The sequence below is a fragment of the Pseudorhizobium xiangyangii genome (genome assembly GCF_020531965.1).
Taxonomy (GTDB): domain Bacteria; phylum Pseudomonadota; class Alphaproteobacteria; order Rhizobiales; family Rhizobiaceae; genus Neorhizobium; species Neorhizobium xiangyangii.
The window spans coordinates 27,893-47,643 of record NZ_JAJAWH010000031.1 but is presented as its reverse complement, the minus strand read 5'-3'; the positions used below and the strand labels follow the sequence as shown (position 1 = coordinate 47,643).

Annotated in this window: 17 protein-coding genes; 6 read left to right on the top strand and 11 right to left on the bottom strand. The window is 61.3% G+C overall.

Annotated elements, in window-relative coordinates:
* Window positions 1-21: 21 nt before the first annotated feature.
* The 4 genes from metF to ettA all read right to left on the bottom strand — a co-directional run bounded on the left by metF (window position 22) and on the right by ettA (window position 6,308).
* Window positions 22-921: a methylenetetrahydrofolate reductase [NAD(P)H] gene (gene metF / locus LH464_RS21195; protein WP_226788407.1), complete on the bottom strand. Its 900-nt coding sequence runs from the start codon at window positions 919-921 to the stop codon at window positions 22-24.
* 17 nt (window positions 922-938) lie between these two features.
* Window positions 939-1,940, bottom strand: a complete 1,002-nt coding sequence (locus LH464_RS21190) for an ArsR/SmtB family transcription factor (RefSeq protein WP_226788406.1) — start codon at window positions 1,938-1,940, stop codon at window positions 939-941.
* A gap of 136 nt (window positions 1,941-2,076) precedes the next feature.
* A complete protein-coding gene (locus LH464_RS21185; protein WP_226788405.1) occupies window positions 2,077-4,389 on the bottom strand; it encodes a methyl-accepting chemotaxis protein in 2,313 nt (770 codons plus the stop codon).
* A gap of 269 nt (window positions 4,390-4,658) precedes the next feature.
* Window positions 4,659-6,308 carry an energy-dependent translational throttle protein EttA gene (gene ettA / locus LH464_RS21180; RefSeq protein ID WP_226788404.1) on the bottom strand — a complete coding sequence of 550 codons (1,650 nt, stop codon included), beginning with the start codon at window positions 6,306-6,308 and terminating at the stop codon, window positions 4,659-4,661.
* A 50-nt stretch (window positions 6,309-6,358) separates the two neighbouring features.
* Between ettA and LH464_RS21175 the strand changes: the two genes are divergently transcribed.
* The 5 genes from LH464_RS21175 to LH464_RS24655 all read left to right on the top strand — a co-directional run bounded on the left by LH464_RS21175 (window position 6,359) and on the right by LH464_RS24655 (window position 11,510).
* Window positions 6,359-7,333, top strand: coding sequence for an alpha/beta fold hydrolase (locus tag LH464_RS21175; protein ID WP_226788403.1), 975 nt, complete (start codon window positions 6,359-6,361; stop codon window positions 7,331-7,333).
* Window positions 7,334-7,573: 240 nt separating this feature from the next.
* Window positions 7,574-8,464, top strand: coding sequence for a DMT family transporter (locus LH464_RS21170; protein ID WP_226788409.1), 891 nt, complete (start codon window positions 7,574-7,576; stop codon window positions 8,462-8,464).
* 11 nt (window positions 8,465-8,475) lie between these two features.
* Window positions 8,476-9,681: a CaiB/BaiF CoA transferase family protein gene (locus LH464_RS21165; RefSeq protein ID WP_226788402.1), complete on the top strand. Its 1,206-nt coding sequence runs from the start codon at window positions 8,476-8,478 to the stop codon at window positions 9,679-9,681.
* A complete protein-coding gene (locus tag LH464_RS21160; RefSeq protein ID WP_226788401.1) occupies window positions 9,678-11,327 on the top strand; it encodes a thiamine pyrophosphate-binding protein in 1,650 nt (549 codons plus the stop codon). The genes LH464_RS21165 and LH464_RS21160 overlap by 4 nt, the downstream gene beginning before the upstream one ends.
* A gap of 57 nt (window positions 11,328-11,384) precedes the next feature.
* The gene (locus LH464_RS24655; protein ID WP_255648559.1) at window positions 11,385-11,510 is read left to right on the top strand and encodes a hypothetical protein; all 126 of its coding nucleotides are present in this window, start codon (window positions 11,385-11,387) and stop codon (window positions 11,508-11,510) included.
* 49 nt (window positions 11,511-11,559) lie between these two features.
* On the opposite strand, the gene LH464_RS21155 is transcribed toward LH464_RS24655, so the two are convergent.
* The 3 genes from LH464_RS21155 to LH464_RS21145 form a co-directional block, all read right to left on the bottom strand.
* Complete coding sequence (locus LH464_RS21155) at window positions 11,560-11,901, bottom strand: RidA family protein (protein ID WP_226788400.1); 342 nt, start codon at window positions 11,899-11,901, stop codon at window positions 11,560-11,562.
* Between the two features lie 66 nt (window positions 11,902-11,967).
* On the bottom strand, window positions 11,968-12,306 hold the full coding sequence (locus LH464_RS21150; RefSeq protein ID WP_226788399.1) for a TIGR01244 family sulfur transferase: 339 nt from the start codon (window positions 12,304-12,306) through the stop codon (window positions 11,968-11,970).
* Window positions 12,307-12,377: 71 nt separating this feature from the next.
* On the bottom strand, window positions 12,378-13,217 hold the full coding sequence (locus tag LH464_RS21145; RefSeq protein WP_226788398.1) for a DUF4432 family protein: 840 nt from the start codon (window positions 13,215-13,217) through the stop codon (window positions 12,378-12,380).
* 193 nt (window positions 13,218-13,410) lie between these two features.
* Between LH464_RS21145 and LH464_RS21140 the strand changes: the two genes are divergently transcribed.
* Entirely contained in the window at window positions 13,411-14,781 is a 1,371-nt protein-coding gene (locus tag LH464_RS21140; RefSeq protein WP_390625031.1) for a L,D-transpeptidase, read from the top strand.
* Window positions 14,782-14,829: 48 nt separating this feature from the next.
* On the opposite strand, the gene LH464_RS21135 is transcribed toward LH464_RS21140, so the two are convergent.
* The 4 genes from LH464_RS21135 to LH464_RS21120 form a co-directional block, all read right to left on the bottom strand.
* On the bottom strand, window positions 14,830-15,543 hold the full coding sequence (locus LH464_RS21135) for a ParA family protein (RefSeq protein ID WP_226788397.1): 714 nt from the start codon (window positions 15,541-15,543) through the stop codon (window positions 14,830-14,832).
* A 203-nt stretch (window positions 15,544-15,746) separates the two neighbouring features.
* On the bottom strand, window positions 15,747-16,892 hold the full coding sequence (locus LH464_RS21130) for an iron-containing alcohol dehydrogenase (RefSeq protein ID WP_226788396.1): 1,146 nt from the start codon (window positions 16,890-16,892) through the stop codon (window positions 15,747-15,749).
* Window positions 16,889-18,274 carry an aldehyde dehydrogenase family protein gene (locus tag LH464_RS21125; protein ID WP_226788395.1) on the bottom strand — a complete coding sequence of 462 codons (1,386 nt, stop codon included), beginning with the start codon at window positions 18,272-18,274 and terminating at the stop codon, window positions 16,889-16,891. Before LH464_RS21125 ends, LH464_RS21130 begins: the two co-directional genes overlap by 4 nt.
* Before the next feature lie 57 nt (window positions 18,275-18,331).
* A complete protein-coding gene (locus tag LH464_RS21120) occupies window positions 18,332-19,702 on the bottom strand; it encodes a glutamine synthetase family protein (RefSeq protein WP_226788394.1) in 1,371 nt (456 codons plus the stop codon).
* Between the last annotated feature and the right edge of the window lie 49 nt (window positions 19,703-19,751).

Here is a 19,751-nt window from a genome sequence, read left to right as displayed (position 1 = left end):
GCTCCTAGGAGCTGCGTTTTCTTATGCGGCAGCGCCTGCCTGCGACTGGCCCTCACGGGTACGTCCGAGTCGCTCCAGCACACCGCTGACGAGGCCTGCCCTGTTCATCGTATAGATGTGGAAATCCTTGACGCCGCGGCGGAGGAGATCCTCCATCTGCTCGGCGGCAACATCCGCCGCAACCTTTGCCCGCTCTTCCGGCTTGTCCTCATACCCCTCGAATCGCTTGTCGAGGAACGCTGGAACAGTCGAGCCGCAACGGCCCGCGAAACGCTTGAGCTGGGTCAGGTTCTGGATCGGCATGATTCCCGGGATGACCGGGATGGTCACGCCCGCCGCGCTCACCTTCTCCATGTAGCGTTCATAGACGTCGTTATCGAAGAAGAATTGGCTCAGTGCCCGTGCGGCTCCTGCGTCCGCCTTGCGCTTCAGCATTTCGATGTCTGCCGCAAGATCGGCACTTTCCGGATGTTTTTCCGGATAAGCGGAGACGGAAATATCGAAGTCGCCGAGCTCCTTGAGCCCTGCCACAAGTTCCGCCGTATCGGCATATCCTTCAGGATGCGGGACGTAGGCCGTGCCGATGCCGCTGGAGGGATCGCCGCGGAGCGCAACGATGCGCTTCACGCCGGAGGCGCGATACTCCTCGACCACCCCATGGACATCGTCGCGAGGTGCGTCCACGCACGTCAGATGTGCTGCCGTATCGAGCGATGTCTCCTGGAGCAGGCGACGAACCGTCGCAAGCGTCGGGGCCTTGGTGGAGCCGCCGGCACCGTAGGTAACCGAGACGAAATCCGGATCCCACGCGCCGAGCTCGATGACGGCATCCCACAGTTGCCCCTCCATATCGGGAGAACGCGGGGGAAAGAATTCGAAGGAAATTCCGAAGGACTTCCGCGGAGTGTTGGTCGGGGTCATGGGCGGTTCTCCTCCTGTCAGGCTGTCGTAAGTTCTTCTGCGGCCGCACCATCCGCAATCAGCAGACGTCGGTCGCGGGCAATCCACAAGGTCGCCGTCAGTGACGGAGCACCCTGTTTGTCCGTATTGAGATCGATCACCTCCTGCACGTCGAGGCCGACCTTTTCCAGCCAATCCGCCATTGCCGGATGGGAGAATCCGAGACGGACATGCGCATGGTCGTCACGCAGGTATTCGAGATTGTGCGGGGCGAGATCGACGATCAGCAACCTACCACCGGGACGCAGGACACGCGCCGCCTCCGCAATGGCCAGCTCGGGCTGATCGAGAAAGTGGAGAACCTGATGGATCGTAATCAGGTCGAAGTCCTGGCCCTCAAGCGGCAGATTGAAGATATCCCCCTGCCGCACGGACGCCTTGACGATGCCTGCCTTGTCCAGATTGGCGCGCGCCACCGACAGCATGTCCCGGCTCGCATCGATGCCCACAGCGCGCCGATAGACCTTCGACAGAAGCTGCAGGATCCAGCCCGTGCCGGTACCCAGATCAAGGAGGGCATCGACCGGGTCCTTGCCGACGAGTTGCAGAAGCGTTCGCTCGACGGCGGCATCGCTGATCTGCAGGCGACGCAGTTCATCCCATTCCGACGCGTTGCGGCTGAAGTAGGCCTGCGCTCGCTCCGCCCTTGCTCTCTTCACGGTCGTCAGACGCTCGCCATCACGCACGATGACCGGATCGTCAATGGCGGCGGCGGAAAGCACGGTCCGCACCAGTGCTGCTGCGGGGCCATCCTGCTTCAGCCGGAAGTAAGCCCAGGCACCTTCCTGATAACGCTCGATCAGCTCCTCTTCGCCTAGAAGCTTGAGATGACGGGAGATGCGCGGTTGCGACTGCCCGAGAATCTCGGTCAGGTCGGTCACGGTCAGATCGGCCGCCGCCAGAAGCGCTAGCAGGCGGAACCGCGTCGGCTCGCCGGCAGTCTTCAGAACGTCGACGATTGTGTCGAGCGAAAGCCCCATACTTGCGTATCCCCGCAATCAACATATAAAGATATCTTTATATCTACGGTTCCGAAGAGGCAAGCTTTAATGTTGCTGGCTGCCCAGAATGCGAAAGGGCGGCCGAAGCCGCCCTCGCACATGAACTCGACTTGGCTCAGAACTCTTCCCAATTTTCGCCGGGCGCTCTTGCCAGTGCAGCGTTGCCCGCAGATGCAGTTCGGAGCGACCTCGATCCCGCGGCGGCCCGCCTCTGCGGCACAGCGGTTTTACCACTCTCTGCAGGCATCCGCATCCGTTCGGCGGTACCGCGCAGTTGCTTGACTGCATCACCGAGCTGGAAGCTGGCCAGGAGATCGCTGAGCATCACGCTTTCCTGGGCAAGCCCCGCGCCGGCCGCATTCATTTCCTCCACCATGGCCGCATTCTGCTGCGTCGCCTGGTCCATGTGGTTCACCGCGGTGTTCACCTGCGTCAGGCCAGCCGACTGCTCCTGCGCCGCAGTCGCGATCGCGTCCATATGAACATTGATCGTCTGGACCAGTTGCCCGATCACATCAAGGCCTTCTCCCGTATCGCTGACCAGCCGAACGCCCTCGCTCACGGCAACGGTCGAATTGGCGATCAGACCCTTGATCTCCTTCGCCGCGGTGGCCGAGCGCTGCGCCAGTTCCCGAACCTCTTGCGCAACGACGGCAAACCCCCTGCCGGCGTCGCCTGCCCGTGCCGCCTCGACACCCGCATTGAGCGCCAGGAGGTTGGTCTGGAAGGCGATCTGATCGATGACGCCGATGATCTGCTCGATCTGCTGCGACGACTGCTCGATGCGATTCATCGCAGAAACTGCATTGCGCACCACTTCGCCGGACTGGTCTGCCCGACTGCGAGCGTTACGCACCACCTCGCGGGCTTCCCCGGCGCGCGTCGAGGTCGAAGCGACGTTCGACGTGATTTCCTCAAGCGCCGCAGCGGTTTCCTCCAACGAGGCCGCCTGCTGTTCCGTGCGTCGGGCCAGATTATCGGAGGCCTGCGAAATTTCCTTGGACCCGCCGGTTACGGCAGATACCGACTGCCCGACACTGGCAAGCGCCTCTCGCAACTGGCTGACCGAAGTGTTGAAGTCATGCCGCAACGGCTCGAACTGTGGTGCAAATGCCTGCTGGATTTCGCACAGCATGTCTCCAGTGGCGAGACGGCGAAGACCATTGGCAAGAGCGCCGGTGGCCTGCGTCAAGCGCGCCTGCGCCTCTTCTTCGGCACGCCGCTGCATATCCTTACGCTCGGCCTCGGCACGTTCCCGATCCGCAGCCTCTGCCGCCTCGAGCTCGCGATTGCGAATGGCTGCCTGACGGAAGACTTCGATCGCCTGCTCCATGGCGCCGATCTCGTCCTTGCGCCCGGAAACGGCATTGGCAGAATCGATTTCACCTCCAGCCAGTCTGGCCATGTACGCCACGAGCCGGCCCAGCGGTTTGACGACAGTCATGGCCATCAGTATCGAAAGCATGACCATCAGGGCAATTCCGCCGATGCAGAGGACCGCGATGACAATCAGGCCGCGCAAGGCGCTTGCCGCATCGGCGGATGCCAGCGCGGCAATCTTGCCAAGACTGCCATTCTCGATGAGCTTCATGGCCTCGATACGTTGCGTCGCTGTCGAGAACCACGCCGCGCTATCCATGCCGACGACTTCGGCTCCCGCTCCATTGACCAGCAATTGCCCGCGCATCTTGGCGATATCGCCGGCGGCCGCATCAAGACGTGCCTGGAAGGCCCGCGCCGACTGGCTATCCTGCATGGACAGGAATGCATCGATCAGCGCGCCCTGCCCGCCCGCAATGGCTGCGAAATTCTGAAAGCGGGTCTCGTCGACCTTGCCGGAGGTGATGAAGCCGTTACCCATCGCCCGCTCCTGACCTGCTAGCTCCTTTGCTTGCAGAAGCTGCATGTACGCCGTCATGCTTGTGGAGATTTCGGCGCTTGCTCCCGACATGGGAAGCGCGCGTGACAGCGAAATCAGCTGAGACACTGTACCGGTATAGAATGTGAAGGATCCCGCTGCCGGCAACGAAAGGCCGTCGATGGACGCACGCGTCTCCTTCAAGCGAATAAATTCGTTCTCGATCGTTCCGGCAAGCGCACGGTCGCCGATGCTGGGAATGTTCTCTGCAAGTGCCGGAAAGCCGCTGATCGCGGCGTCGGTGGCCGCACGCGCCTGGGCAAGCCCGGCAGCGCCGTTCTGGCCTTTGGAACCGATAAAACCCGCCGACAGACCACGCTCCACCTGCAAGGCGTGCACCATACCGCTCAGGCCCGTCAGTCCCTCGCCGACAGTCACGATCTGCGTCATGTCGTGATAGGTACGCCCGCGTTCCGATATTTGCGTGTAGGCGAGATAGCCCACGGCCAGAAGCGGCAAAGCCACCGCTGCGAATAACCGTTTGCTGATTGAAATATCTACAAGTCGCATGAAACTGCTCCATAATCAGGCCTCATGCCAGCACTCAAACGCGCATTCATGCGCGGATCTATATAAGCAAGAAACGGCATCCATGGCGAACTAATAGGAACAGAAGAAAAGACAAAATCGAGAGTATACTTGATGATTATCAACTACATACCGTGTACCCGACCGGATTTTACTCTCTTGCTTAATTTTCACACAGCAAAACGCATAAAAAAGCACCACGCACCCTCTCGGGCGCGTGGTGCTAATAAAGGCCGAGTGCGACTTGGCGCTTAACGCGTCAGGCGCTTGTAGGACTGGCTGCCCGGGTTGAGCGCATCGGGGCCGAGACGACGAACCTTGTCCTGCTCGTAGTCCTCGAAGTTGCCCTCGAACCACTCGACATGGCCATCGCCTTCGAAGGCGAGGATATGCGTCGCCAGGCGGTCGAGGAACATGCGATCATGGCTGATGATGATGGCGCAGCCGGCAAAGTTTTCGAGTGCTGTTTCCAGCGCGCCGAGCGTTTCCGTATCCAGGTCGTTGGTCGGTTCGTCGAGCAGGAGAACGTTGCCGCCGGCCTTCAGCATCTTGGCAAGGTGGACGCGGTTACGCTGGCCACCCGACAGGTTGCCGACCTTCTGCTGCTGGTCGCCGCCCTTGAAGTTGAAGGCGCCGCAATAGGCACGGGAGTTCATGTCGAACTTGCCGAGCTTGATGACTTCGGCACCGCCGGAAATTTCCTCCCAGACAGTCTTGTCGGCCGCGAGCGCATCACGGCTCTGGTCGACATAACCGAGATGCACGGTGTCGCCGATACGAACAGAGCCGCTATCCGGCTTTTCCTGACCGGTGATCATCTTGAACAGCGTCGTCTTGCCGGCGCCGTTCGGGCCGATGATGCCGACGATGCCGCCCGGCGGCAGTTTGATCGACAGATCGTTGATCAACGTGCGACCTTCAAAGCCCTTGGTGATGCCTTCCATCTCGATGACCACCTGGCCGAGGCGCTCGGACACGGGAATGATGATCTGCGCGTCGCCGGGCCGAACGTTCTCGGCGGCATCCACCAGCTGCTGATAGGACTTGATACGGGCCTTCGACTTGGCCTGACGCGCCTTGGGGCTGGATGCAATCCATTCCTGTTCACGCGAAATCGCCTTCTGGCGGCCGGCATCCTCACGGGATTCCTGCAGCATGCGCTTGGCCTTGGCCGTCAGGTATGCCGAATAGTTGCCTTCGTAGGGAATGCCACGGCCACGGTCGAGTTCGAGAATCCAGCCGGTGACGTTGTCGAGGAAGTATCTATCGTGGGTGATCATCATCACGGCGCCGGGATAGTCGCGCAGGTGCTTTTCGAGCCAGGCAATTGTTTCCGCGTCAAGATGGTTGGTCGGTTCGTCGAGCAGCAGCAGGTCCGGCTGCGACAGGAGCAGGCGGCAGAGCGCAATACGACGGCGCTCACCACCCGAGAGCAGCGTGACGTCGCTGTCCTTCGGCGGGCAGCGAAGCGCTTCCATCGCCATCTCGACCTGCTGTTCCAGATCCCAGAGGTTCTTGCTGTCGATGATGTCCTGGAGCTTGGCGCCTTCGTCGGCGGTCTCGTCGGAGTAGTTCATCATCAGTTCGTTGTAGCGATCGATGATGGCCGTCTTGTCGGCGACGCCGACCATGACGTTCTCGAACGCGTTCTTGTTCGGATCGAGGTGCGGCTCCTGCTCCAGGTAGCCGACTGTGGCGCCTTCGGCCAGCCAGGCTTCACCGGTGAAGTCCTTGTCCTGACCGGCAATGATGCGCAGGACGGTCGACTTGCCGGCGCCGTTCGGGCCGAGAATACCGATCTTGGCATCCGGGTAGAAGGACAGGTTGACGTTTTCGAGGATCTTCTTGGCGCCGTAGGACTTGTTCAGTCCCGACATGTGGTAGATGAACTGACGTGCCATGGATAAAAGTACTCCGGGGAATTTGGTTTGCCGCTATGTAGGGGAATTGAATGACAGGGGCAATGCGGGAGGGCCACAGAATACCCAAGTTCGCACAGACACGCTGGTTCGATACGCCGTCTGGCGCCCATCTGGCCTTCCATTATCAGCCCGCGCAAGGCGATGCCGTTGGCATTCTCATCATTTGCCACGGCCTGGCCGAGCATTCGGCCAGGTATGCGCAGTTCGCCGAGGTTATGAGCGGCCATGGCTTCCATGTCTACGCCCATGATCACCGTGGCCATGGCCAAACGACGGCGCCGGATGCGCCGATGGCGAGATTTGCCGTGCGGGACGGTGTTCGCAAGGTAATCGATGACGTCTGCGCCATGCGAGACCTCGCCGCCGCAGCTCATCCCGGACTGCCGGTCATCCTGTTCGGTCATTCCATGGGCGGCCTGATCGCCCTCAACACCGCGGTCGATTACCCGGACAGGTTCCAGGCGCTGGCCGTGTGGAATTCTAACTTCAATCCGGGCGTGGCCGGCCGATTTGGGCAGGTCGTCCTGCGCATCGAAAAGGCGCTGATGGGCGCCGACGTCCCAAGCGCCATTCTTCCCAGAGCCACCTTCCGAACCTGGGGCCGGTCCATGCCGGAAAAACGCACGGAATCTGACTGGTTGAGCAACGACCCCGCCGAGGTCGATGCCTATATCTCCGATCCGCTCTGCGGCTTCGACGCGAGTATCTCGCTATGGATCGACCTGTTCGACATGACGTTCCGGGGACCCAAGCTTGCCGAGTGGCTGCCAAAGACCATGCCTGTCCATCTCACCGGCGGGGCCGACGACCCGGCGACCAATGGCGGGCGGGAGGTTCTCTGGCTCTCGGATCATCTGAAAAAGCAGGGCCTGTCGCAGGTCACCACGAAGATCTGGCCCCGGACGCGTCATGAGACGCTGAACGACACGGTCCGGCACGAGGCAATGGCGGAATTCGCCACATGGGCGAAAGCCGTGCTCACGCCTGAGGCGGTCACGCCTTAAACGGCCACACCTTAAACGGAATGAAGTAATGACATTTCATCATGTGCCATCCAACAGGTACTTGAGTATACATAGGACACTGCAGCGGCATCGGATGCGCGGCGTTTCGCAAGAGTGGCAAGCATGACCTCACCAGCCGGCAATCTGGCCACCCCATCCGCTCTTTCACCCTCTACCCCTGCCCCGTCTGTACCGGCCTCCTCTGTGCCAGCGGCAGGCATTGTGAACGGCCTGCTGTTGATGTTGCTGGCAATGCTGGCCGCGCCCCTGATCGATATTTTCGCCAAGCTGGCGACCCACACCACGTCGCCGACGATGATCACGGCGGCTCGTTTCGTCTTCCAGGCACTGTTCATGCTGCCCATCATTCTCTGGAACGGGCTGTGGCGGAACTTCTCCTGGCGCATGAGTTTCTATCACGCCATCAGGGCCGCGATCATTACCCTGTCGATGATCTGCTTTGTCGCCACGCTGGCTGTCATGCCGGTGGCAGATGCCATCGCCATCTTCTTTGTCGAACCGATCATCCTGACCGTGCTCTCCAGCATTTTCCTCAAGGAAATCATCGGCTGGCGCCGATACACCGCCTGCGCCGTCGGCTTCGTGGGGGCGATGATCGTCATCCGCCCCAGCTTCCAGGAAATCGGTTACGTGGCGCTTCTGCCGGTCGTAACGGCATTCTGCGTCGCGATCTTCGCCATGATGACGCGCGCGCTGGCACCGCGTGAAAACCCCTGGTCCATGCAGTTCCAGATGGCCCTGTGGGGCATGCCTATCTGCGCACTGCTGCTCCTCCTCGGCGATTGGACGGGTATCGGCTTCCTCGCTCCTTCGCTGCCGGACGCCATGGTCTTCGGCTGGCTGGTCGGCGTCGGTTTCTTTGCCGCCTTCTCAGGCATTCTGGCCGTCTATGCCTACCGCGTTGCCCCCGCCTCCGTGCTGGCGCCCATCCAGTATTTCGAGATCGTCTCCGCGACGCTGTTCGGCTGGCTCGTTTTCAGCGATTTCCCCGACGCGATGAAATGGCTCGGCATCTCCATCATCGTCAGTTCCGGCCTCTACATCATCTGGCGCGAGCGCCGCGTTGCATCCAAACCCGTCACCTCCGCCGACGTCAGCGTCGCACCCTGAACCAGAGCACCATGACCCAGATCCAATCCAAGAAACCGCCCCTTTCCGGCATCCGCGTCATCGAGCTGGCTCGGGTGCTTGCCGGACCATGGGCCGGCCAGATGCTGGCCGACATGGGCGCCGACGTCATCAAGGTCGAGAATCCCGAGGGCGGCGACGACACCCGCGCCTGGGGACCGCCCTTCGTCGAAGGCAAAGACGGGGAGAACCTCTCCGCCGCCTATTACCACGCGACGAACCGGGGCAAGCGCTCCATCGCCGTCGACCTGAAAACGGAGGATGGCCAGGAGATCGTTCGCCGCCTCGTCGCGACGGCCGACGTGGTGATCGAGAACTTCAAGCTCGGCGGACTGAAGAAATACGGGCTGGACTACGACAGCCTGAAGGCCATCAATCCGAAGCTTGTCTACTGCTCGATCACGGGCTTCGGCCAGGACGGCCCCTATGCCAACCTCGCCGGTTACGACTACATCGTCCAGGGCATGTCGGGCTTCATGTCGATCACCGGCGAGACCGAGGGACAGCCGATGAAGGCTGGCGTGGCGATCGCCGACATATTCACCGGGATCTATGCCGTCACCGCCATCCAGGCTGCGCTCATCCACGCCATGAAGACCGGCGAAGGCCAGATGGTCGACATGGCCTTGCTGGACGTCATGTCGGCGGTCCTCGCCAACCAGAACATGAACTACCTGATCTCCGGCACCGCACCGATGCGGCTCGGCAACGCCCATCCGAACATCAGCCCCTATGAAGTCGTGCCGGTAAAGGATGGGCACATCATTCTGGCGGTCGGCAATGATGGTCAGTTCCGTCGCTTCTGCCGCATCCTGGGCATGGAAGCGATAGCCGACGACGAGCGCTTCGCCACCAACAAGGCGCGTGTTGCCAACCGCGTCGATGTCCGCCGGATCGTGCTGGGCGAAACAGAAAAATGGACGAAGACGGACCTTCTCGGCGCCTGCGGCGAAAACGCCGTGCCGGCGGGGCCGATCAACTCGATCGAAGAGATGTTCGAGGATCCCCAGGTCAAGGCGCGCGAGCTGCGTATCGAGCTCGAGGCCGCCGATGGCACGATGATCCCGAGCGTCCGCAGCCCGATCGTGCTGTCCGAGACGCCACTTCAATATCACCGCCCGAGCCCGAAGCTCGGAGAGCATACCGCCGATGTTCTGGCGGAACTGCAAGACATGGAAAACAGGGGGGACAAACGATGAAGACCGGGGGCCAACTGATCGTCGAGGCATTGCAGGCAAATGGCGTGAAGCGCATTTCCTGTGTGCCTGGAGAAAGCTACCTCGCCGTGCTGGACGCGCTCTACGATACAGGCATCGACGTCCTCGTCTGCCGCCAGGAAGGCGGCGCGGCGATGATGGCGGATTGCTGGGGCCGGCTGACCGGTGAACCGGGCATCTGCATGGTGACCCGTGGTCCCGGCGCCACGAATGCTTCGGCAGGCCTTCACATCGCCCGCCAGGATTCCATTCCGATGATCCTCTTCATCGGCCAGGTCCAGCGCGACGCGCGTGAACGCGAAGCCTTCCAGGAAGTGGAATATCGACGCGCCTTCACCGAGTTCGCCAAATGGGTCGGCGAGATCGACGACGCACGCCGCATCCCGGAATTCGTCACGCGCGCCTTTGCTATTGCCACCTCCGGCCGCCCCGGCCCGGTCGTCCTCACGTTGCCGGAAGACATGCTCGTGGAAGAGGTCGAAGTACCGGCAGCGCAGCATTACATGCCCGTGGAGGCCCATCCCGGCCCGAGCCAGATGCAGGCATTCGATGCGCTTCTGAAGCAGGCCCAGCGGCCGATGTTCATCATCGGGGGTACGCGGTGGAGCGAAGAGGCCGTCGCCGATTTCCAGACGTTCGCCAGCCGCTTCAAGGTTCCGGTCGGCTGCTCCTTCCGCCGCCAGATGCTGTTCGACCATCTCCACCCGTCCTACGCGGGCGATGTGGGCATCGGCATCAACCCGGCACTCGCCAAGGAGATCAAGGAAGCCGACCTGCTCGTGCTCGTCGGCAGCCGCATGTCGGAAATGCCGTCCTCCAGCTACACGCTGATCGACATCCCCTACCCCAAGCAGAAGCTGGTCCATATCTACCCGGACGCCGGCGAACTTGGACGCATCTATCGCCCGGATCTCGCAATCTGTGCGGCGCCGGCCGAATTCAGCGCCGCACTCAAGCATCTCGAACCGCCGGCGGCACCGCTCTGGGCCGAGCGCAAGTCGGCGATGCACGATGCGTATCTGAAATGGTCGACACCACCACGGACCGGTCCGGGCCAGGTTCAGATGGGACCGATCATGGACTGGATCGAAGAGAACACGCCGGATGACGCGATCTTTACCAACGGCGCAGGCAACTACGCCACCTGGGTGCATCGCTTCCACCGATTCCGGAAGTACAACACACAAGCCGCACCCACCTCGGGCTCCATGGGATATGGGTTGCCGGCGGCTGTGGCGGCCAAGCAGCTTTTCCCCGAACGCGAGGTTATCTGCTTTGCAGGCGACGGCTGCTTCATGATGCACGGCCAGGAGTTCATCACCGCCGTGCGCTACAACCTGCCCCTCATCACCGTTCTGGTGAACAACGGCACCTACGGAACGATCCGCATGCATCAGGAACGGGATTATCCGGGCCGTGTCAGCGCGACCGATCTCGTTAATCCGGATTTCGTCGCTTTCGCCAAGGCCTATGGCGGGCATGGCGAACTGGTGGAGAAGACCGCCGACTTCGGTCCGGCCTTCGAGCGTGCCCGCGCAAGCGGCAAGCCGGCAATCATCGAGGTGAAACTCGATGCAGAAGCCATCACGCCGGCCAAGACGCTCACCCAGATCAGAGAAAAGATGTAACGGGACGAGCCATGTGCGACGGCCGGAACAGATCATCTGTCCGGCCGTTAACGGCTCATGGCAAACGATACCAAACGCAAAGCTCTCGGCGGAATGACGATGTTCGTCATCGTCATCTCCCTGATCGCGCTCGCTCTGACTGCCTTCTACTTCGTCGGCCTTACACCCGGCGAGGCAAGCTAGTCAGGAAGCGGGTGCGGGACCGGCCACGCCGACCCCGCCTTTCCAGCACTTAGAGTGCAGCTGTTACGGTAAACTCGACTTTGTACTTCGGCGCAGCAAGCTTGGCTTCGCTGGTCGCGCGAGCAGGCGTGTTCGCCGGATCGATCCAGGCTTCCCAAGCCGCGTTCATTTCCGCGAAATAGGACATGTCGGAGAGGTAGATCAGCGTCTGCAGGATCTTCGACTTGTCGCTTCCGGCAACAGCCAGAAGACGATCGACTTCACGCAGCGCATATTCGCACTGTTCCTTCACGGTTTCGCCTTCACCGACCTGGCCGGCCAGGTAGACGGTGTTGCCGTGGACGACGGCACCGCTCATGCGGGCGCCGGTTTCGATGCGCTTGATGCTCATGGATACTCCTGAAAAAGGTTCGAGCGTGGAGATACCGGCCGTGACAACCGACCGGTGGCGAAGGTCTCAGCCGCGCAGATGCTGGCTTTTTTCGTAGATCGTCGTGGAACGGGCGCCCGAGCGGCAATAACCGAGCATGGGCCGCGGCAACTCGTCGAGCGCATCGACCATGCCGTTCACGGCATCTGCGTCGACGCCCATGCGGCCGACCGGTACATGCTTGATCTCGATGCCGAGTTCTTCGGCCTTGGCGGCGATCTCCGCAAAGCTCGGTTGACCGGGCTCTTCCTCGTCCGGCCGATTGCAGACGATCGACTTGAACCCCATCGCCTTGATCTCGTCCAGCTCCTCGACGGTGATCTGGCCCGCGACGGCGTATTCATCGTTGATCTGACGGATGTCCATGGCTTTCCTCCGGCTTGGATGTGGCAAGTCCATTACGCCGCTGCCGCCGAAGCGTCAATCGATGACGGTGGTCAGACGAAGGAGAAGCGCAGAGCATAATCAATGCTCTCTCCCGGTTTCAGCATTGAAAGCTCGCCATTTTCCGCCAGTTCCTGACGGCTCACCCAGCGGTGCGAAACAGGCTCGATGCCAAGCACATGGGCCGGCTCTTGCTGGTTGCGCCAGACCTGCAGATGGGGAAGCGTGTCGGTGCGAAACTTTACTTTCAACGTGGCGCCACCGACGGCTGCGATCGGGCCAAGGCTGACCTCCGCCCAGGATGCCCCGTCCGTCACCGCGGGGACGCAGAAAACGCCACCCGGGTTCTCACCGAAGTTCCAGGGCATGCCGCCGCTCTCCAGCATCAGACCCTTCAGCTTGACGTTGTTGTCGAAGAGCCAGGCGCCGATATTCATGTGATACATCTGGACGGGTGGAAACGGCTTGGCCCCGGCGTTGGTGACCCTGTCGGTCAGGCAGGTCTCGCCGGTTTCGCCGTCGATTCGCCAGTGGCGCTCGAGCAGCGCCTTGCCTCCATCGGCGAGATTGACCGGAACCTTCGCCCGGCACTCCGCACTGCCGTCCTGAACATCCCAGAACACCACGTCGGCTGCGTGCGACGAGAACGATCCGTGCAGCGGATATTTCTTTCCGTCCTTTCGACCGGCAATAGGCTCGGGATGGCGTATGTGATCCGGCCCACAGGTGAAGAGGAAGCCTTCCAGCGAGTGATCGATGCGCGGGTCCCCGTCGTCGGGGATGGCCCGGCCTGGCGCGATATCGACATCACCGACGAAGCATGAGCCGATGTCGAGAACCGAACTTTCATCGAGGAGCAAACGAGGGCCGACAGCTGCGGAAAAGGCTTTCATTTCAATTTTTCACTCCCTGAAACGCGAATCTGTTACCAGAACGTGATCTAAGTTTAACGTCGCGTTCATGACGAATTCACCTTTTTCACACTAGCGTCAAATTTACCTTGTCTGTGGTGTTCTACGCACGGGTCGGAACGTTTTGATCACCTTGGCAATTGTCGAATACGTCAAATTAGGAATCGGTGGCAACGTGAAGCGCTTTTTTACTGCAAGTGTGGGACTTGTGCTCCTCGCGACCCATGGGATTTCGCCAGCCTCGGCGCAGGCGATCTATGATCCTTATGCGTCCGACACGATGCTGGTTGCTCCTGACGGCAGTATCCTCGACTACATTCCAGAACAGGACGAGGTCGTGATCAGCCGGGATCGATCGGGACGGCGCGTCCTGATCGACCACTATGGTAACGTGGTTGCCACGGAGATGCACCGCGAATCCTACAATCAGCGCAGCATCGACCGCTACCCGCCGCCGCCCAGCGACTATCGCCGCCATCGTGACACGGCCGAGTATCGCGACTACCGCGAATATCGCCCGGGCGAACCCGGCGAGTTTACCGGCTCAGTCCCGGGACCCGGATCGATCACCCGGCTTCCGCTCGAGGAGCAGCCCTATCCCAACGCCCCGGGCGCCGAGGATGACTACGCCGCCATCTCTCCCGACCAGGAGCCGGGACGCGCGCTCGAGCCGGAAACTCCGATCATCGCCGTCACCAGAAAGCCGCAGGCGGAAATCGCCGCGCTCCAGGTTTTCCTCGACCGCGAAGGAATTTCGCCCGGCGTGATCGACGGTCATCTCGGTGACAACGTCAACAAGGCGATTGCCGCCTGGCAGGAAATGACCGGCGAGACGCTCGACCCGAACAATTCCGAAGACATCATGCAACGGCTGGCCTATTCCGGCGGCCTGCCCATCGTCGACTACACGATCACGGCCGCTGATGCGGCCGGCCCCTTTGTCGCTTCCATTCCCGATGACTACGCCCACAAGGCACAGTTGCCGGCCATGTCCTACACATCGACGAGCGAAAAGCTCGCTGAACAGTTCCACATGGACGAAAACTACCTGAAGGCGCTCAATCCGAACGCCGACTTCTCCATTCCCGGCACTACGATCAAAGTCATCAATCCGGCCCAGCCGAAGACCGGCAGCGTAAGCCGCATCGTCGCCGACAAGAGCAAGAGGCAGATCTTCGCCTATGGCGAGGACGGCGGATTGGTTGCTGCCTATCCCGCCACGATCGGCTCGACCGACACGCCCTCGCCGACCGGCACCCATTCGGTCCAACGCGTGGCGCTCAATCCGGGCTATACCTACAATCCGAAAATCAACTTCAAGCAGGGCAACAACGACCAGATCCTGCAGATCCCTCCGGGCCCGAATGGTCCGGTCGGCACGGTATGGATCGCGCTGTCGAAGCCCAGCTACGGCATCCACGGAACCCCCGAACCGTCAAAGATCGGCAAGACCAACAGTCACGGCTGCATCCGCCTGACGAACTGGGACGCCACCGAACTCGCCAAGATGGTGAAGCCCGGTGTCAGTGTCGAATTCGTGGAATAGAAAAAGGCGCCTTCGGGCGCCTTTTTTTTGCTTCATCGGTTGGCCGGCTTAAGCGGCCCGTCCGAATGAGAAAAGCCTCGGCCGCAACGTGCGCACGACGCGCGGCGGCATCAGGCGGACCACTTCCTGCGCAAAGGCGCCGGCATTTTCCTTCGCCTTGTCGACGTTGCTGACCTTCGTGGCATTCAGCGTGTGAAGCGTGCCGCCCACTTCGAAAAGCTCCTTGAAAGCAGCGCGCTCGCCGATCGGCGTGTTGAGGACATTGACACCGCGTGCCGCAAGCAGGCCCTTGATCGCAAGCAGAGCCTTGGTGGTCACCATGGAGGTTACCCGTGTGAGGACGACCGAATGCGGGATGACGAGATTGGCCTTCTCCTTCATCAGGGCGAGCAGGTCCAGGATCTGCGCGGCACCCTTTGCGTCCATGGCTGAGCCCTGAACCGGAATCATCACGTGATCCGACAGGCCAATGGCCGTCGTCACGAGCGCATCCTTTGCTCCGGCAAGATCGATGACGAAGTAGTCGACATGCCCAGCCATTTCCCGCAGATGACACTGGAGAGAGGAAATGGAAACTTCGGAGATGACTTCGAGGTTGCGGACCGGACCGGAGACCTCGGCCCACTGGGTTATCCAGTGCTGCGGGTCGCAATCGATGATCGCGACACGATAACCCTGGTGGGCAAGCTCGGTCGCAAGCAGAAGCGCTGCAGTGGTCTTTCCGGCGCCGCCCTTGGCGTTGGCGAATGAAATTACGGGCATTCTCGGTCCTTAAGGGGCATGAGCCGCATCGCTCAGAAGCGCACCGGCGAAGCATGGTGCTTTGCCTCAATTTTGCTTAATCATAGTTAACGAAGGGTAAATTAGGCACCCTCGGATGTAACCCGCAATTTGGTGCACCGGCCACGAAAAAGCCCCGGAGCGGATGCCCCGAGGCTTTGGCAGATGCGGCATTTCCGTATCGGTCAGAAGCACTCCAGGAAGAGCTGCCTGGTGTTTTCCAGCGTCATCGGCACCGGGTTCCCCCCGCAGCTCGGATCCTCGATCGCCATCGCGGTCAATTCGTCGATACGATCCGGCCCGATGCCCATCGCCGTCAGGTTTTCCGGCACGCCAAGCTCGGACCGTAACGAAAGCACGTAGGCATAGAAACCGTCGAACCCGCCCGAGATGCCGAGATAGGCGGCAGCGCGCTCGATCTGCTCCTCGATGGCAGCGCGGTTGAAACGAAGCACGGGCGGCATCACCACCGCATTCGTCATGCCGTGATGAGTATTGTAGACCGCACCGATCGGGTGAGACAGCGAGTGTATCGCGCCCAGCCCCTTCTGGAAGGCCACCGCGCCCATGGCGGCCGCAGCCATCATGTTCGTCCGCGCCTCAATATCCGTCCCGTCCTTGTAGGCGCGCGGCAGGAATTCCTTCACCAGACGCATCCCCTCGAGCGCGATACCCTGGCTCATCGGATGGAAGAACGGCGAGCAATAGGCTTCCAGGCAGTGCGCGAAGGCGTCCATGCCGGTGCCAGCGGTGATCGCCTTCGGCATCCCGACTGTCAGATCAGGGTCGCAGATGACCACGCCCGGCAGGAATTTCGGGTGGAAGATGATCTTCTTCACGTGCGTCTCGGAATTGGTGATGACCGAGGCGCGTCCGACTTCCGAGCCCGTGCCGGCGGTCGTCGGCACGGCGACGATCGGCGCAATGCCGTCCGTGCTGGCGCGCGTCCACCAGTCGCCGATATCCTCGAAGTCCCAGACAGGCCGCGTCTGGCCGGCCATGAAAGCGACGGCCTTGCCGAGATCCAGACCGGAGCCGCCGCCGAAGGCGACGACGCCATCGTGCCCACCGTCCTTGAAAGCCTTCACGCCCGCCTCGAGGTTCTTCTCGTTCGGGTTCGGATCGACATCGGCGAAGATTGCGCGGCCGAGACCGGCCTCGGCGAGGATATCCAGTGCGTGCGCCGTGATCGCCATGGACGCAAGTCCCCGATCGGTGACGAGCAAAGGCTTCTTGATGCCGAGCGTCTTGCAGGCATCCGCCAGCTCCTTGATCCGGCCGCGTCCCATCTTGACGGCAGTCGGATAGCTCCAGTTCGCGACGATGTTCATTGGGTGACTTTCTTCAGATGATAGGACTTGGGTCTGGTGAGGTTGTGGAAGCCGAGCACGGAAAGCGAGCCGCCGCGGCCGGTTTCCTTGACGCCGGTCCAGCAAAGCGCCGGGTCGAGATAATCGGCGCGGTTCATGAAGACAGTCCCGGTCTCGACCTCCTGGCCGATACGCCCTGCCCTGTCTGCATCCTGCGTCCACAGAGAAGCGGTCAGCCCATACTTGCTGTCGTTCATCAGGGCGATGGCCTCGTCGTCATCCCTGACTTTCATGATGCCCACGGCCGGGCCAAAGGTTTCCTCGCGCATGAATGCCATCGAGTGATCGACATCCACGAGCACCTGCGGCGCCAGATAGGCGCCGCCGTCATCGGCGGGAAACAGCTTCGGATCGACCAGCGCCTTCGCACCCTTCGCGACAGCATCGGCAATCTGCTCGCGTACCACTTTGGCGAAGCGCTTGTTGGCCATCGGGCCGAGCGTCGTTTCCTGCTCGAGTGGATTGCCGAGCTTGTAGTTAGACACCCACGCCACCGACTTTTCGACGAACCGGTCGTAGAGCGTCTCGTGGACGTAGATGCGCTCGATACCGCAGCAGCACTGGCCGGAATTGAAGGTCGCGCCGTCCATCAGCGTGTCGACCGCTGCATCGAGGTCGGCATCCTCCATCACATAGCCCGGATCCTTGCCGCCGAGCTCAAGCCCGATGCCGGTGAAGGTCCCCGCCGCTGCGCGTTCGATAGACCGGCCGCCTTCGACGGAGCCGGTGAAGTTGACGAAGTTGAACTTGCCGGCGGCGATAAGTGCCGACGTCGTATCATGATCCAGGAAGAGGTTCTGGAAGACGTCCTCGGGAACACCCGCCTCGACGAACCCCCGCACCATCCGCTCGCCGACCAGCAGCGTCTGCGACGCGTGTTTCAGCACCACCGTGTTGCCGGCCATCAGTGCCGGAGCAATCGTATTGATCGCCGTCATGTACGGGTAGTTCCACGGCGCGATGACGAAGACGACGCCATGCGGTTCGCGCTCGATCCGACGTTCGAACGTGGCGCTGTCTTCGACGCGCAGCGGCGCCAGCGCATCGGCGGCAATGGATGCCACATAGTTCGAGCGTTCGTTGAACCCCTTGAACTCGCCGCCGTAGCGAACCGGGCGGCCCATCATCCAGGCGAGTTCGGGCACAATCTCATCGGCCATCTCGTTCAGCCGCGCCACGCCCTTCAGGACAAGCTGAACACGTTCCTCGAGCGGCCGCTTCGCCCAGGCTCTATGGGCCTTGCGCGCGCGATCAACCGCCGCCGAAGCCTGCTCGAAGGTCATGGCTTCACGCTCGGCATAGACCGAGCCGTCGACCGGCGAGATACATTGGATCATGGTCATGATCACTATTCCTGTAGTTTATGATCTAATTGATCGAGCACGAGGTCCTGTGGACAGTTAGGCCCTTTCGAAGCCGCGCGCCACTTCCCAATCGGTGATGCGACGATCGTACTCTTCCTGCTCCCACCGGGCGGCGCGCGCGTAGTGGTCGACGACGTCGTCACCGAAGGCGGAGCGGAGCATCTCCGAGCCCGACATCAGCGCCGTCGCATCACGCAGGGTGTGTGGGATTTCCCGGATATCTTTCCGGCCATAGGCGTCACCGACGAATGCCGGTTCCAGTTCCATCTTTTTCTCGATCCCGTCGATGCCTGCCGCGAGAAGCGCCGCCATGGCAAGGTACGGATTGAGATCGGACCCGCCGACGCGGCATTCGATACGGATGGCCTTCGTGTCTTCGCCGCAGAGACGGTAACCGGCAGTGCGGTTGTCTTTGCTCCAGATGGCCTTGGTCGGCGCAAACGTGCCTGCCATGAACCGCTTGTAGGAGTTGATGTAAGGCGCCAGGAAACAGGTGATTTCGCCTGCATGGGCGAGCAGTCCGGCAACGTAGTGCCGCATCGTCTGCGACATACCGTGCTCGCCGTCCTTGTCGAAGAACAGCGGCGTCTTGCCATCCGCGCTCCAGAGCGACTGGTGGATGTGCGACGACGAGCCGGCGGCGTTGTAGTTCCACTTGGCGAGGAAGGTAATGGCCTTGCCCTTGGACCAGGCTATCTCCTTGGCCGCGTTCTTGATGATGACGTGCCGGTCGGCCATGGTCAGCGCATCCGCATAGCGGACATTGATCTCCTCCTGGCCCGCCGATGCTTCGCCCTTCGAGTTCTCGACCGGGATGCCCGCGCCCTGCAGGCCGTTGCGGATCGCCCGCATCACCTCTTCTTCCTTGGTTGTCTGGAAGATGTGGTAGTCCTCGTTATAAGCACTTGCCAGCTTGAGATCCCGGTACCCCGACGCCTGCGCCTGCTCGTAGGTCTGGTCGAACAGGAAGAACTCCAGCTCGGTCGCCATGAAGGCCTTCATGCCCATGGCCTCAAGCCGCGCCACCTGCTTCTTGAGGATGGCACGTGGTGAATGCGGCACGTCCTCGTGGGTATGATGATCCAGTACGTCGCAAAGCACCATCGCGGTCCCTTCCAGCCATGGCACGCGGCGAAGCGTCGAAAGGTCTGGCTTCATGGTGTAGTCACCATAGCCCTTCTCCCAGCTCGTCGCCTTGTAGCCGGAGACGGTCTCCATCTCCATGTCGGTCGCGAGCAGGTAGTTGCAGCAGTGGGTTTCCTTGTAAGCGCTCTCGATGAAGAACTCCGCATGGAAGCGTTTGCCCATCAGGCGCCCCTGCATATCGACCTGCGCGGCGATGACGGTGTCGATGCGGCCCTCGGCCACATCGCGCTTCAGGTCGTCCAAAGAGTAGCTGGCGCTCATGCCTCTTATCCATTCATATAAAAGTAATAATGAGAAAGGCGCGGCCCTT